General features: G+C 63.6%; 12 protein-coding genes. 4 read left to right on the forward strand and 8 right to left on the reverse strand.

From position 1 onward, the window contains the following. The 4 genes from CSQ93_RS19285 to CSQ93_RS19300 all read right to left on the reverse strand — a co-directional run. The coding region (locus CSQ93_RS19285) for an IS1 family transposase (RefSeq protein WP_199534456.1) at nt 1–385 on the reverse strand (385 nt) is incomplete at its 3' end. Between the two features lie 155 nt (nt 386–540). Then, nucleotides 541–1,530 carry a beta/gamma crystallin-related protein gene (locus CSQ93_RS28605; RefSeq protein WP_158301287.1) on the reverse strand — a complete coding sequence of 330 codons (990 nt, stop codon included), beginning with the start codon at nt 1,528–1,530 and terminating at the stop codon, nt 541–543. Nucleotides 1,531–1,631: 101 nt separating this feature from the next. Further along, nucleotides 1,632–2,504 carry a beta/gamma crystallin-related protein gene (locus CSQ93_RS19295; protein WP_158301288.1) on the reverse strand — a complete coding sequence of 291 codons (873 nt, stop codon included), beginning with the start codon at nt 2,502–2,504 and terminating at the stop codon, nt 1,632–1,634. Between the two features lie 179 nt (nt 2,505–2,683). Continuing rightward, the gene (locus tag CSQ93_RS19300) at nt 2,684–3,337 is read right to left on the reverse strand and encodes a beta/gamma crystallin family protein (RefSeq protein ID WP_099379426.1); all 654 of its coding nucleotides are present in this window, start codon (nt 3,335–3,337) and stop codon (nt 2,684–2,686) included. A 190-nt stretch (nt 3,338–3,527) separates the two neighbouring features. On the opposite strand from CSQ93_RS19300, the gene CSQ93_RS19305 reads away from it, so the two are divergent. Both CSQ93_RS19305 and CSQ93_RS19310 read left to right on the forward strand, forming a co-directional pair. Further along, a complete protein-coding gene (locus CSQ93_RS19305; RefSeq protein ID WP_099379427.1) occupies nt 3,528–4,922 on the forward strand; it encodes an MATE family efflux transporter in 1,395 nt (464 codons plus the stop codon). A gap of 215 nt (nt 4,923–5,137) precedes the next feature. Beyond that, nucleotides 5,138–7,348, forward strand: a complete 2,211-nt coding sequence (locus tag CSQ93_RS19310) for a S9 family peptidase (RefSeq protein ID WP_099379428.1) — start codon at nt 5,138–5,140, stop codon at nt 7,346–7,348. Between the two features lie 77 nt (nt 7,349–7,425). Here the strand turns inward: CSQ93_RS19310 and CSQ93_RS19315 are convergent, their stop codons facing one another. The 3 genes from CSQ93_RS19315 to CSQ93_RS19325 all read right to left on the reverse strand — a co-directional run bounded on the left by CSQ93_RS19315 (nt 7,426) and on the right by CSQ93_RS19325 (nt 10,546). After that, nucleotides 7,426–7,611, reverse strand: coding sequence for a CsbD family protein (locus CSQ93_RS19315; protein ID WP_035825486.1), 186 nt, complete (start codon nt 7,609–7,611; stop codon nt 7,426–7,428). 154 nt (nt 7,612–7,765) lie between these two features. Continuing rightward, nucleotides 7,766–8,416, reverse strand: a complete 651-nt coding sequence (locus CSQ93_RS19320; protein ID WP_099379429.1) for a class I SAM-dependent methyltransferase — start codon at nt 8,414–8,416, stop codon at nt 7,766–7,768. A gap of 69 nt (nt 8,417–8,485) precedes the next feature. Next, nucleotides 8,486–10,546 (reverse strand): M13 family metallopeptidase, encoded by a 2,061-nt coding sequence (locus CSQ93_RS19325; protein WP_099379430.1) that lies wholly within the window; start codon nt 10,544–10,546, stop codon nt 8,486–8,488. Between the two features lie 138 nt (nt 10,547–10,684). On the opposite strand from CSQ93_RS19325, the gene CSQ93_RS19330 reads away from it, so the two are divergent. Together CSQ93_RS19330 and CSQ93_RS19335 are read left to right on the forward strand one after the other, a co-directional pair. Beyond that, entirely contained in the window at nt 10,685–11,512 is an 828-nt protein-coding gene (locus CSQ93_RS19330; protein WP_099379545.1) for an HDOD domain-containing protein, read from the forward strand. 223 nt (nt 11,513–11,735) lie between these two features. Next, on the forward strand, nt 11,736–11,987 hold the full coding sequence (locus CSQ93_RS19335; protein WP_233516260.1) for a flagellar protein FliT: 252 nt from the start codon (nt 11,736–11,738) through the stop codon (nt 11,985–11,987). Between the two features lie 413 nt (nt 11,988–12,400). On the opposite strand, the gene CSQ93_RS19340 is transcribed toward CSQ93_RS19335, so the two are convergent. Further along, nucleotides 12,401–13,522 carry a type IV pilus assembly protein FimV gene (locus CSQ93_RS19340; protein WP_099379432.1) on the reverse strand — a complete coding sequence of 374 codons (1,122 nt, stop codon included), beginning with the start codon at nt 13,520–13,522 and terminating at the stop codon, nt 12,401–12,403. Nucleotides 13,523–13,569: the final 47 nt, after the last annotated feature.

A 13,569-nucleotide genomic window follows, 5' to 3' on the forward strand; every position in this document is an offset into this window, starting at 1 on the left:
GGCGCCAGCGAAACGTGGTGTTGCGGTGTAATCCCAGCTGCTGAGCGGCCTGGCGCACCGACCTGGAATCAAGCAGGCAATCGGCATACGCGATCCATAGCGCCTTGTGACGCAAGCGGGCCAGCGGCGTGCCCGTCAAGGCATTGAAAGTGCGTCCGCAAGGCACACAGCGGTAGCGCTGCAAGCTGTGCGCATGGCCATGCCGGTGCAGGTGAGGCGAGCGGCAGGCAGGACAGGCCAAGCGCGGCTGCGCCACGCTTTCCAGCAACGCGACGGTCGCATCGTGCGGTACGTTGCCACGCAGCAGGGCCATGCCTGTCTGCCGCTGGCGTCGGTTCAGGTGAGCAAACTGGGCGATAAAACGGATCCATTCGGCTGGCTGCATGATCTGCTCCCTGTGTGGTAAGTATGCAGAGTCAGACAGCAATGCCAAGGGAAGATTCCGGCATTTCCCCTATTTACCGATGACAGAGCCAATATAAAAGCCGCCTGGCGGGGCATTCCCGGCAGGCGGCCTGTCAGCACGGCGTCAGGACGCGGTCAGCGCACGCGGCGCAGCGAGGAAATCTGGTTTTCCATGCCATTCAGGCGGCCATATTCGCCCGGCCCGATCACTTCGCAGCGGCCGCGGAAGTTCGAATCGCTGCACACTTCCCACTGGCCCTCGTTGACGACGATGGACGAGGCGCGGTCATTGAAATTGAGACGCACCAGGTCTTCCGTGCTGCGGTCCAGCGCCAGCGGTTCGCCGCGCATGCCCGCCTCGGGGAACAGCAGGACGGCGCCGCGCTGCTGGTACTGCGGCTGCTGATACTGCGGATACTGCTGCTCGTACTGCGGCCGCTGGTACTGATTCTCGTACTGCTGCTGGCGGCGCGCTTCGCGCTCGTCGACCATGCGCGCCGACGACACGCGGCCATCGAGGCCCCGTCCCAGGTCATCGTGGCGGCCGGGGCCGAAAATGCGGCAAGTGCCCTGGTAATTCGAATCGCTGCACAACTGCCAGTAGCCGTTATGGATGACGATGCTGGTGGTGCGGTCGTTGAAACCGATGTTGACGAAATCGTCCGTATCGCGGTTCAGGCGCGCCGAACCGCCATTCTGGCCCGCGCCCGAATACACTTCCAGGGTGCCGCCGCGCCCATAGCCGCCATTGCCACGGTCTGGATCGCGCCCCGGGCGCCCCGGATTGTAGCCATCGCCGCGCCCCGTTTCGCGCACCGAGGTGATGGCGTCGTTCATGCCAGGCATCGAGCGGTATTCGCCTGGCCCCAGGCTGCGGCAATTGCCGCGAAAACCGGAATCCGTGCACACATCCCAGGTACCCGAACGCACCATGATGCTGGACGTCTTGTCGTTGAAGCCCATGCGCGACAGATCGTCCGTCGTCTCGCGCAGCGTCACGGCGCGGCCGCGGAAATTGTCATCCTCGAACAGGGTGATTTCGCCCGCATGGGCGCCGGCGTGGGCCGCCAGCGACAGCAGCAAGGTTGCGGTGCATGCCGCAGCATGTTTGAAAGGGCCCGTCATGATTAACTCCATTCTTCATTCTTTGGTGATGATTTGCCTGGCGATTGCGCCAGGATGCTAGTGTAACAAATACAAGGCCGCGTGGACGGCCCGGCGACGCGTTAATACAGGCGGCGCAGCGAAGAAATGCGCTTGTCGAGCTGCGCGTCCAGGATTTCATACTTGCCCGGACCCATGCGCTCGCAGGTGCCATTGAACTGCGAGTCCGTGCACACTTCCCAGGTGCCTTCATTGATGGCCATGGAGCCGGCCTGGTCGTTGAAATTCAGGCGCACCAGGTCGCTGACGTCGCGGTTCACCTGCAGCCCCGGGCCCTTCAGGAAGGCACGACCGTACAGCACCACCAGGCCTTCGTCGTTTTGCGGCCGGTTCTCTTCGCGCGGATCGACCAGGCGCGCCGACGACACGCGCCCATTCAGGCTGCCCAGGTCATCGTGGCTGCCAGGCCCGAACACGCGGCAACTGCCACGGTAGTTGGAATCGCTGCACAGCTGCCAGTAGCCATGCTCGATGCGCGCGCTGCTGGCGCGGTCATTGAAGCTGATGTCGACCAGGTCGTCGCGGTCCGCATTCACGCCGGCCGATGCGCCGCGCTGGCCGCCGTCGGCATACAGTTCCAGCGCCGCGCGGCGGCCGCCGCTGCTGCCGCTCCCCTGCCCGCCGCCGATTTCGCGCACGGACGAGATCTTGTCGTTCATGCCCGGCAGCGAGCGGTAGTCGCCCCGTTCCAGCGTCTTGCAATCGCCCTTGAAATCGGCGTTCGTGCACACTTCCCAACTGCCCGAATCGACCTGGATGCTCGACACGGTGTCATTGAAACTGACGCGTGACAGGTCATCCGTCGTATCGCGCAAGACGACTACGCGTCCCTTGAAATTGTCATCGGTGTACAGGCGGATTTCGCCGGCCTGCGCCCCGAGGTGGACAAACAGCGAACTGGCGCACAGCAGGGCGAGGGCGAACGGGCGATTCATGGGGGCGGTCTCCGGTGGCGGCAAAGGTGAGTGATCGACATGACAACTGATGTCAGTGTAGCCATCCGTGGAAAAAACGGTGTAACAAAGTATGAAAAAAGGACAACAAATTGTTACCAAAAGCAATAACAGGCTCGCGCAGGAGCCCGTCATTGCCATTTACCTTGCCATTTACCTTATCAGCGCACTTCGCGCACCGACGAAATGCGGTTGCTCAGGCGCTCCAGGCTCGCGTATTCACCGGGTTCCAGGGTGCGGCAGCGGCCGCGGAAATCCACGTCCTCGCACACTTCCCAATAGCCGGAGCGCACGCGCACGCTTTGCACCGTGTCATTGAAATCGCGCTCGCGCAAATCGGCCGAGGCATTGCGCACGCTCAAACTGCGGCCGGCGAAATCGTCGCGCGTATAGAAGGTCAGTTCGCCGCCCAGCGAGCGCCCTGGCAAATGGCCACGCTCCCGGTCGCGCTCCCAGTGACGATCCCGGTCACGATCGCGGCCCGGATGACCACCCCAGCCGCCGCGCACTTCGCGCAGCGAGGTGATTTTATTGGCATGGCCATCGAGCGACGGATACTCGCCCGCCTCGAGCAGGAAGCAATCGCCGCGGAAATCGGCTTCCTCGCACGCTTCCCAGCGGCCCGAGCGCACGCGGATGCTTTGCGTCGTGTCGTTGAAACGGACGTCTTCCAGGTCGGCGACGGCGTCGCGCACGGTCTGCGAGCGGCCGTGATAATCGTCGCGCGAATACAAGGTCAGTTCGCCGGCGCCGGCCAGTTCGGCCGTCATGGCGGCGCCCAGCAGCAGGGCGCAGTTCAGGGTGTGTCTCAGCATGGTCTTGCTCCATAGTCAGGGTACTGCGGTTGACTATTTGGTCATTTTGCCAAATAGAGCGCGCAGTCTATCCGCGACTGGCCCGCTTAGCTGTAACAAATGATTACCGCGCCCGGCCTCCTCCGGGTGCCACGGCGGACAAGCACGGCGAATGCCGGTAGAATCTTGTGTTTAGTCAAGCTTGCCGCCCATGCCACACACTACCTCGTTCACCCTGCCCGCCGTCCGTACTGAAATTTCTTCACTGTGGAAGCTGGCCTGGCCTATCCTGATCGGCCAGCTGGCCACCGTCGGCATGGGCGCGGCCGACGTGGCGATGACGGGTCATACGAATCCCGAGGAACTGGCGGCCGTCTCGCTGGGCGCGGCCATCTGGTCCATCGTGCTTGTCACCGTGAGCGGCATCATGATGGCGATCAATACTTTGGTGGCGCATGAGATCGGCGCCGCGCGCCACGACAAGGTGCCGCACATCGTGCGCCAGTCGCTGTGGAAGGCGCTGCTCGTGGGCCTGGTGGCTTGCCTGCTGACGAACATGGCGGCGCTGGTATTCGACCACCTGATGCTGGAACCCGCCGTGGCATCCAAGGCCAAGCTGTTCGTGCACATCATCAGCTGCGCGCTGCCGCCGTTCGCCGCTTACCGCGCGCTGTACGGCTACAGCACCAGCATCAACCAGACCAAGCCCGTGATGGTGATCGCGCTGGCCGCGCTGGGCCTCAATATCCTCGTCAACTACCTGCTGATCTACGGCCACTGGGGCATGCCGAAGATGGGCGGCGTGGGCTGCGCCGTGGCCACTACCTGCTGCGTGTGGATGATGCTGCTGGCCATGCTGGCCTGGATCAAAATCGCGCCTGCCTACCGCGCCACGTATCCGTTCACGCACTGGGAAGGGCCGCAGTTGTCGTCCATCGGCCCCATGCTGCGCCTGGGCCTGCCCATCGGCGTGACCTACTTTGCCGAAGTGAGCGCGTTTGGCGTCATCAGCCTGCTGGTGGCGCGCTTCGGCGTGATCCAGGTGTCGGCGCACCAGATCGCCCTGAATTTCTCGTCCGTCGTCTTCATGGTGCCGCTCACCTTCGGCATCGCGCTGGTCACGCGCGTGGGCCATGCCGTGGGCGAAGCCAATTTGCGCAAGGCCCGCTTCATTTCATGGGTAGGCGTGGCCATGTCGCTGACGGCGGCCATCGTCTCGGCCACCGTCATCACCGTCTTCCGCCACCAGATCGCGCAAGCCTATACGTCCGATCCGCAAGTGCAGGCCCTGTGCGCGCAGCTGCTGCTGTTCGCCGCCCTGTTCCAGCTGTCCGACGCGACGCAGGTCGCCACGTCCTGCGCCATCCGCGGCTACAAGGTGACGCGCCAGCCGATGCTGATCCAGCTGCTGGCCTTCTGGGGCTTCTCGCTGCCGATCGGCTATGTGCTGGGTCTCGCGCCGGCAGGCTTCCCCTGGTCGCCGGCAGAACCGATGGCCGCCGCCGGCTTCTGGATCGGCCTCGTCACAGGCCTGACGGTGGCGGCCGTGCTGCTGACCTGGTATTTGAACCGGCTGTCGCTGCAGCGCCTGCACGCGGCGCATTGAACACAGTGCATTGAACCCAGGGCGGCGCGCAATTTATGCGCCCCGCTCTCCTTGCTTCGCCATACAAAGCCCCACCGCCCGACTCTTTCCGCCAAAGTAAAGAAGGCAATTGCCGGATTATTCCGTGGCTGGCCCTATCGCATTAAACGCCGTGCTCTGGTATCGTTTGCTGTCAAGCATCTTCTTGACATCCCTTTACAATCACCGAGACATCCATGCGTTTTATTCTTTGTTTTCTGGCCGCGATGGCCAGCGTTCCCGCATCGGCTGAAAAGCTGACCCTGGAACGCATTCACGCCGATCCGGCGCTGGCCGGCCCCGGCGTGCGCTACCTGAAGGTCTCGCCCGATGGCGAGCGCGTCACGTTCCTGCGCGGCCGCGCGGACAACCAGTTCCAGCTCGACCTGTGGGAATTCAAGCTGAAGGACAAGAGCACGCACCGCCTGATCGACTCGAAGGCGCTGGTGCCGAATGAAACGATTTCGCCCGAAGAGCAGGCGCGCCGCGAACGCGAGCGCACGGCCAGCCTGAACGGCATTCTCAGCTACAGCTGGTCGCCCGATGGCAAGCAGCTGCTGGTGCCGCTGGCCGGCAACCTGTACCTGGTCGACGCGGCCCACCCGGACAAGGCGCGCCTGGTCGCCAAGGGCAATGTGCTGGATCCGAAAATTTCGCCGAAAGGCCGCTATGTCTCGTTTGTGCGCGATCAAAACATCTATGTGATCGATCTCAAGACGGACAAGGAACGCCAGTTGACGACCGATGGCAAGGGCGCCATCCGCAACGGCGAAGCCGAATTCGTGGCGCAGGAAGAAATGGGTCAGCGCACCGGCTACTACTGGGCCCCCGACGATTCCGCCATCGCCTATAAGCGCTATGACGAAGCGCCCGTGCCCGTCGTGCGCCGCTTCGAAATCTTCGCCGACCGCACGGACGTCGTCGAGCAGCGCTACCCGGCTGCCGGCGACCCGAACGTGCTGGTGCAACTGCTGATCGTCTCGCCGGAAACGGGCGCGCAGCGCCAGGTGGACCTGGGCACGAACCCCGACATCTACCTGGTGCGCGCCGACTGGAGCGCGGACAGCAAGTCTCTCGTCTACCAGCGCCAGTCGCGCGACCAGAAGACCCTCGACCTGGTGGCCGTCGATGCAAGCACGTTGGCGCAGCGCACCCTGCTGACGGAAACGTCGACAACCTGGGTCAGCATCCATGACGACCTGCGCTTCCTGTCGAACGGCACCTTCCTCTGGTCGTCCGAGCGCACGGGCCGCAACCATTTGTACCTGTACGACATGAGCGGCAAGCTGCTGCACCCGGTCACTTCCGGCGCATGGGGCATCGACAGCGTGCTGGCCGTGAACCAGAAGACGGGTAAAGTGTTCGTCGCGTCGAACCGCGACGCCGTCATCGACAAGCAGACCTACGCCCTGGCCCTCGATGGCAGCACGGCCGACAAGCCGCAGCGCGTAACGAAGGCCGATGGCTGGCACGACACGACGTTCTCGCGCAATGGCGAAGTCTTCGTCGACACGTACTCCGACCCGGCCACGCCGCCGCAAGTGAGCATCCGCCGCCCGGACGGCGCCATGGTGGGCTGGCTGGAAGAAAATGCGCTGAACGCCAGCCACCCGTACGCCAAGTACAAGGCGGACCACCTGCAGACGGAATACGGCACCTTGAAGGCCAACGATGGCCAGACGCTGTATTACTCCATCGTCAAGCCGTCGAACTTCGACGCAAATAAGCGCTATCCTGTCTACTTGTCGACGTATGGCGGTCCGCACTCGCAGCACGTGGCGCGCCGCTGGGGCAACAACTTCGACCAGTACATGGCGCAGCAGGGCTTTGTCGTCTTCCGCCTCGATAACCGGGGTTCGTCGCGCCGCGAGCGCGCGTTCACGGACGCCATCTATCACAACCTGGGCGCGGCCGAAGTGGCGGACCAGCTGGTCGGCATCGACTGGCTGGGCAAGCAAAGCTTCGTCGATGCGAAACGCATCGGCGTGTTCGGCTGGAGCTACGGCGGCTTCATGACCCTGCGTCTGCTGTCGGCTGCGTCCGACAAGATCGCCATGGGTGTTTCCGTGGCACCCGTCACAGACTGGTCGCTGTACGACACCCACTACACGGAGCAATTCCTCGGCATGCCGAAGGAAAACGTGGATGGCTACAAGGCCAGCACCGTGTTCGCCCACCTCGACGGCCTGAAGTCGCCGCTGCTGCTGGTACACGGCATGGCCGACGATAACGTCTTGTTCAGCAACAGCACGCGACTGATCGACGCGCTCGTGAACCGTGGCGTGCAATTCGACCTGATGACGTATCCGGGCGCCAAGCACGGCATCTCGTCGCGCGCAGGCCAGCGCCACGTGTACAAGAAAATCGAAATGTTCTTCAAGCAGAACCTGATGAAGCCAGCACAGTAAGATTGCGCTGCATCAGATAAAAAACCGCCGCCTGTCTCGCGACAGGCGGCGGTTTTTTTACATTCTTGCTGCCAGAATTATGGCTTGCGAGTCACAGTTTCGACCGCATCTTTCACATCGCCAACTTTCTTCTGCACTTTGCCTTCGACCTGGTTTGCCAGGCCCTTGGCTTGCTGTTCTTCGCTGCCGACCAGTTTGCCAGCTTGTTCCTGGATTTTACCGCCGACTTCCTTCAGTTTACCTTCGACTTGATCTTTGTTCATGATGGATCCTCACTGTAGTTGGTACATCTGTTGTCCTGCCCCGAAGGGCCGGTACTGCGGCTCACACGCTGCTTGTTGCGTGTCGATGTGTCCATAGTACGCAGTGGGGATCAAAGGCTCTGTACGGTTCCTAACACAGCGCCGACATCATCAATTACGCCTGCGCGCCCTTGCGCCAGACCGTCGCCAGCCACGGCTGCTGGTCGCGCGGCAAGCCGGGCGGGCGGTAATACTGCTCGATCAAGGTAAAACCGGCCGCCTGCACGTAGGCGGCCCACGTCGCTTCGTCATGGTAGCTGCCGTAGCGGGCGCCATTCCAGCCTTCCTGGTTTTGCCCGCGCGGGTTCGAGCTGAACAGCACGCCACCGGGCTTCAGGCACGCGTACAAAGCGCGCAGCACGCCGGGCAAGGCGGCGCTGGGCACGTGGAACAGCACGGCATTGGCGAACACGCCGTCGAAGTGCCCTGCAGGCAAAGCGAGGTCGACAAAATCCTGCTGCCAGACAGTGCAGCCGCTGTAGGCGCGCGCCATCTCGACGAAACGGGGACAGCCATCGACGCCCGTGGCGTGATGGCCCATGGCCGTGAACGCCTTCAGGTCGCGGCCAGGGCCGCAGCCGAGGTCGAGGATCGCCAGCGGCGCCGGCTTGCCGATGGCGGCCAGCAGTGCGCTGATATTCTGGCTGACGTCGTGGTCGCGCGTGCCTTCGAAAAACTGCTCGGCACTAGCGTCGTAATGGGCCAGGGTGCGTTCGGTGATGGCGTGGATGGGGTCTTGCGGATCTTGCGGTGGGGTCGGCTTCATGGCGCTCCTGTCATCGATGGGCGCATTTTACGCTGCCGACCGGCTCCCCGGCCGGCAGCGTCAGCACTCTTACCAGACGCGCACGCGCTGTTCCGGCGCCAGGTACAACTGCTGTCCCGGCTTGACGTCGAAGGCCGGATACCAGGCGTCGAGGTTGCGCACGGTGGCGGCGCGGTATTGCGCCGGCGCATGGCCATCCGTGAGGATTTGCTGGCGTGCCGCCGCTTCGCGCGCCTTGCTGCGCCAGCTGACGCCATAGCCCGTGAAGAAATCGCGGTCCGCGCCCGCCTGCACCGGCTTGCCTTGCTGCGACAGGGTGAACGCGTCATGCGCGGCCGCCACGCCGGCCAGGTCCGCCAGGTTTTCACTCAGGGTCAGCTGGCCATTCACGGCCAGGTCGGGGAATGGCTTGTAGGCCGCGAACTGCGCCACCAATTGCTTGGATGCCGTCTGGAAATGCGCCAGGTCGGCCGGCGTCCACCAGTCGCGCAACTTGCCCTGGGCGTCGAACTGGGCGCCCTGGTCGTCAAAACTGTGGCTGATTTCGTGGCCAATGGTGGCGCCGATGCCGCCATAGTTGGCCGCATCGGATGCCTGCGGGTCGAAGAACGGCGGCTGCAGGATGGCGGCCGGGAAGTTCAGCGCATTTTGCAGCGGCAAGTTGACGGCGTTGACCAGCTGGGCCGGCATGGCCCAGGCCTTGCGGTCGGGCGACTGGCCCAGCTTGGCCAGCTCCTGGCGGTAGTGGAACTGTTCCGCCCGCTGCACATTGCCCAGCGCGTCGCCGCGCACCACGCGCAAGCCCGCATAGCTGTCCCAGCGCTCCGGATAGCCCACGCCCACGTACAGGGTCTTGAGCTTTTCCTGCGCCTGCGCCTTGGTGGCCGGCGCCATCCAGTCCAGCTTGTCGATGCGGCGCGAGAAGGCGGCCACGATATTCGTCACCATGTCCTGCACGCGGGCTTTCGATTCCGGCGGGAAATAGCGCTCCACGTACAGCTTGCCAACGGCGTCGCTCAGGGCCGCATTCGTCGCGGCCAGTGCGCGCTTGCTGCGCGGCGACTGCTGCGGCGTGCCGCTCAGGGCGCTGCCATAGAAGGCGAAGCGCTGGTCGGCGGCCGCCTTCGGCAAGGTGGTGCTGAAATGGTTGATGGCGTGGAAGGCCAGGAAATCCTTCCACGTGGCCAGCGGCACGCTTGCCACCAGCGCCGCGCTGCCCGTCATGGCCGTCGGGTGCCAGACGATGAAATCCGTCTGCTGGCCCAGGCCGGCCGCCTGGAAGAAGGCTTTCCAGTCCAGGCCCGGCGCCTTGCTGGGGAAGTCGGCGGCGCGCCACGCGTTATTGCCCTTGGCGACATCGGCCGAATCCTCGCGGCTGGCGTGGCTGGCGGCAATTTTCTGCTCCAGCGCAAACACGCGCGCAGCGCGGGCCGGCGCATCGCTGTAGCCGGCCTGCTTGAGCATGGCCGCGATATGCGCCTGGTAGCCCGCGCGCAAGCCCTGCATGCGGGCGCTGTCGCCCTGGTAAAACGCGCGGTCAGGCAAGCCCAGCCCGCCCTGCAGCAGGTAGGCGACATTGCGCGTGGTGTCGTTCAAGTCTTGCGCCACCCACAGGCCGAACAGGTTTTCCGTATAAAAATTGGTGGAATTGAGCGGGTCGACATCGGCGCGCAGGCTCTCGCCCAGCGCGCGGGCCAGCCCTGCCTGGTCGCGTATGCCATTGATCTTTGTCAACAAGGGCTTGATCGGCGCCCAGCCTTTCGCTTCGATAGCCGATTCATCCATCCAGGAACGGTAAAAATCGCTGACCTGGCGCGCGGAGGCATCCGCCTGCGGTGCCGCCGCCAGGCTTTCGACGAGGCCGATGATGCGCTCGTTGGTGGCGTTGGCGAGGATGGCGAACGAGCCCCAGCTGCTGCGGTCGGCGGGAATCTCCGTGCCGCGCAGCCAGTCGCCATTCACGTAATCGTAGAAATCGTCGCCGGGCAAGGCAGCGGGGACAGCAACATCGGCCGCCGCTGGCTGGGCATGCGCCTGGGCGGGCAAGCCGGCCAGCGAAACGCCGGCCAGGGCGAGGATGATGGCGGCCTGGACTGGCGTCCGGGACCAGGAAAAACGCAAACCGTGCATGGCGATCCTTTCAATGGAATAGTCAAAATCATAGCCTGTTTCCCATGAAAAAAGCGTCCCGGAACTTTTTTGCATACGGACAAAAAATCGGCCTATAGTTTCACGACCCCGCGCCGCGTGTACGCCAAGGAGATTGCCATGCAACTGGAAGCGCTGTTTCAGCAACCCCACGCCCTGCCTGCCGCCCCGAAGATCGTCGATGAACTGGTGCGCAGTTTCGACAACCCCGCCATTGCCACCGAAGACATCGCGCGCCAGCTGGGAGCGGATCCGGCCTTGAGCACCAAGCTGCTGCGGCTGGCCAACTCGGCGTATTACCACGTCTCGCGCAGCATCGGCACGGTGGAAGACGCCGTGCTGATGCTCGGCTTTGTAACCGTGCGCACGCTTGTCATCAGCTCGGGCCTGGTCAGCGGCTACAAGGCCGTGCCCGGACTGAATCTGCCGCAATTCTGGCGCTACAGCCTGCACAGCGCCGTGTCGGCCCGCTGGATCGCCAGACAGACGGGCGACAACCAGGACCTGGCCTTCACTATCGGCATGATGCATGCGATCGGACAACTGGTGATCCATGCCGCCATGCCCGAGCAAGCCATGCAGCTCGACAAGATCGCCCCGCCGCTCGATGCGCGCCGGCTCGACGCGGAGCGGGTTTCCCTGGGCTATGACTATGCGCAGGTGGGCGCCGAACTGGCGCGCCGCTGGAAGTTTCCCCCTGCCTTTGCCGAGGCCATCGCCGCCTTTCCCGATCCCCTGGCCAAGGCGCCCCTGAACCGCCTGGCCGCCATCATCCACCTGGCAGCCTGGCGGGCCCGTATCGATGAAAACGCGCTGAGCAATGAAGAAATCATCGCCTGCTACCCCAGCAACGTGGCTGAAGCGCTCGGTTTGCCACCCTCGGTTCTCGTGGACAAGATGCCGCCGCCTGCCGAACTGAGTGCAGGATTGGAAGAACTCGTCAAATAAATCCATCAGCGCCGGCATCGTCGGCCCAGCATCCATGCGGCTTGGCGGGCGATTCCGGCGGCCCGCCAAAACTATCCAAATTATTTTCACTTTTTTTTCAAAAACACCCTCAAGTTCCGGATAAGCACGCCGTTAATCTAGACAAGCGGTAATCCATTCACTAGTTACGGGTGTGCTCATGACCTCCAACGACGTTCTCTCGATGTATGAAAATATTGCAGGAATGACCAATAAAATGGTCGTGGCCGCACGTTCGAGCGACTGGAATGACTTGGATGCCCTGGAAAACCAGTGCGCCAGCGCCGCCAGCGCGACCATGACGGGCAAGGTGCCTGCCCTGACCGGTGCCTCGCGCCTGCGCAAGATCGACTTGCTCAAGCAAATCCTGGCAAACGACCGCGAAATCCGCACCATTACGGAACCGTGGATGACGCAGCTGCCGAACACCATGCAGGGCGCGCGCGCGCGCATGTAAGAAGTTACAGCACCAGAAACGACAAAAGCACCCGCGGGTGCTTTTTTTACATCTATTCCCTGGCAAGAAGCGCGGCAGTTGCGGCGCTCAGGAACAAGGAGGGGAAATTTGGAAGGCGAGCCCCAGGTATCTCCTGGCGTCGCCTCGCTGCCGGTTGCATCCGGCGTTCGCGAGCACATCGTCGGCATCGCGAACCGCTTCCAGACCCAGGCGTTTATGCAACGCTACACCTGTTTGCCGCGCCACACTATCGTTGGTGACTGCGCCAGGCTGGGGCTGTTTTGTCGTAGAGCAAGTCCACTGAATTAATCATATCACCATCTTTGAAAAATAGGCAATACGATAGACAAGCATTTTCCTATCTTTTTCAATATCTTTTTTTATATCAAATTACTGTACCGCCTTGAGCACGCTTAACGCGAGAACGGCTCCGGTTCCGGCTCGTCTGCCGCCCCCTCTTCCACCGCTTCCGTCAGCACGGGCACCTCCTTCTTCTTGCGGCGGAACGGCTTGCGCAGCAAGACCCAGTATTTCGACGGCGCACCCGGCACTGCCGCCTGCCTGCGCTTGCGCACGACATACACGATGAGCGCCGTCAGCAGCAGGAAGAGCAAGGTGCCGATACCGAGCCACAGCAAGCCGTTGCCGCCCGCCTTCTTTTCCTTCTCGACCGCTGGCGCCGCGTGCAGGGGCTTCGGCCTGGCATGCGGCACCGGCGCCTCGGCCGGCGCGGCAGCCGGCGCAGCGGTGGCGGGCTGAGCCAGTGCTTTTTGCAAGGCGCCGATCTTGCCTTCCAATTCGCCGAGCTTGTCATTCAGGGCCGCGTTTTTCTCATCCAGCGCCACGCACGCTTGCGCCTGCCCGGCATCCGCCTGGGGTGCGCAGGCGGCGACGGGCGCCGTGGCGCGGCGCAGCGGCGGCGCACGCAGCGCGGGAGCAGGCGGCTTGGGCGCGGCAGGCGGCGGCACGAAGACGCGCGCCGGGCGCACCAAGCCCTCGGCACGCGCGCGGGCCGCCAGCACGGCGGCATCAGGCGATGGTGCGCCGGCCACTGCACGTGGCAACGGCGCGGGGACAGGCATGGGTACCGGAACGGCGGGTCTGGCCGGCGCACTGACGGCAGCGGCAGCAGGCGGCGCCGGCGTCAGCCACACGGTGCCCAGGCGCACCACGGCGCCATTACCACTGCCCAGCAACAAATACAAATGCACATGGCCCGCCTGGATCGCTTGCCGCGTAGTCACGCGCACATAATGGCGTCCACCGCGCTCCAGCGGGCTGATCGTCAATCCCTGCAGGGCCGGATCCATGCCGATGCCGCCACCGCGGTACACATCGGGCGAGGCCAGGCGCACGGCCACGCCGTTGACTTCCTCGGGCGCCAAGGCCGTCAGTTCGATTTCAGCCAGCAGGGGTTGGCCCATGTGCGACAGCACGGCCATGTCACCCAGTTCGGCCGCCATGACAGGCGGCAAGGCCAGGCTGGCGGCGGCGCACGCGATCAGGGACCAACGGGGAATAATGCTGCTCTGCATGGACTGATCGCTTTGATAACAAGATAAATAATGGGGACTCGCCTGTC

This window comes from Janthinobacterium sp. BJB426, from assembly GCF_002735705.1.
Lineage (GTDB): Bacteria > Pseudomonadota > Gammaproteobacteria > Burkholderiales > Burkholderiaceae_D > Janthinobacterium.

What these genes read in the sequence shown, in the direction of transcription:
- CSQ93_RS19315 (WP_035825486.1), bottom strand. Translation starts at nt 7,611, where the DNA reads ATGAACAAAGATCAAGTCGAAGGTAAACTGAAGGAAGTCGGCGGTAAA.
- CSQ93_RS19295 (WP_158301288.1), bottom strand. Translation starts at nt 2,504, where the DNA reads ATGAATCGCCCGTTCGCCCTCGCCCTGCTGTGCGCCAGTTCGCTGTTT.
- CSQ93_RS19330 (WP_099379545.1), top strand. Translation starts at nt 10,685, where the DNA reads ATGCAACTGGAAGCGCTGTTTCAGCAACCCCACGCCCTGCCTGCCGCC.
- CSQ93_RS19305 (WP_099379427.1), top strand. Translation starts at nt 3,528, where the DNA reads ATGCCACACACTACCTCGTTCACCCTGCCCGCCGTCCGTACTGAAATT.
- CSQ93_RS19300 (WP_099379426.1), bottom strand. Translation starts at nt 3,337, where the DNA reads ATGCTGAGACACACCCTGAACTGCGCCCTGCTGCTGGGCGCCGCCATG.
- CSQ93_RS19325 (WP_099379430.1), bottom strand. Translation starts at nt 10,546, where the DNA reads ATGCACGGTTTGCGTTTTTCCTGGTCCCGGACGCCAGTCCAGGCCGCC.
- CSQ93_RS19320 (WP_099379429.1), bottom strand. Translation starts at nt 8,416, where the DNA reads ATGAAGCCGACCCCACCGCAAGATCCGCAAGACCCCATCCACGCCATC.
- CSQ93_RS19335 (WP_233516260.1), top strand. Translation starts at nt 11,736, where the DNA reads ATGACCAATAAAATGGTCGTGGCCGCACGTTCGAGCGACTGGAATGAC.
- CSQ93_RS28605 (WP_158301287.1), bottom strand. Translation starts at nt 1,530, where the DNA reads ATGACGGGCCCTTTCAAACATGCTGCGGCATGCACCGCAACCTTGCTG.
- CSQ93_RS19310 (WP_099379428.1), top strand. Translation starts at nt 5,138, where the DNA reads ATGCGTTTTATTCTTTGTTTTCTGGCCGCGATGGCCAGCGTTCCCGCA.
- CSQ93_RS19340 (WP_099379432.1), bottom strand. Translation starts at nt 13,522, where the DNA reads ATGCAGAGCAGCATTATTCCCCGTTGGTCCCTGATCGCGTGCGCCGCC.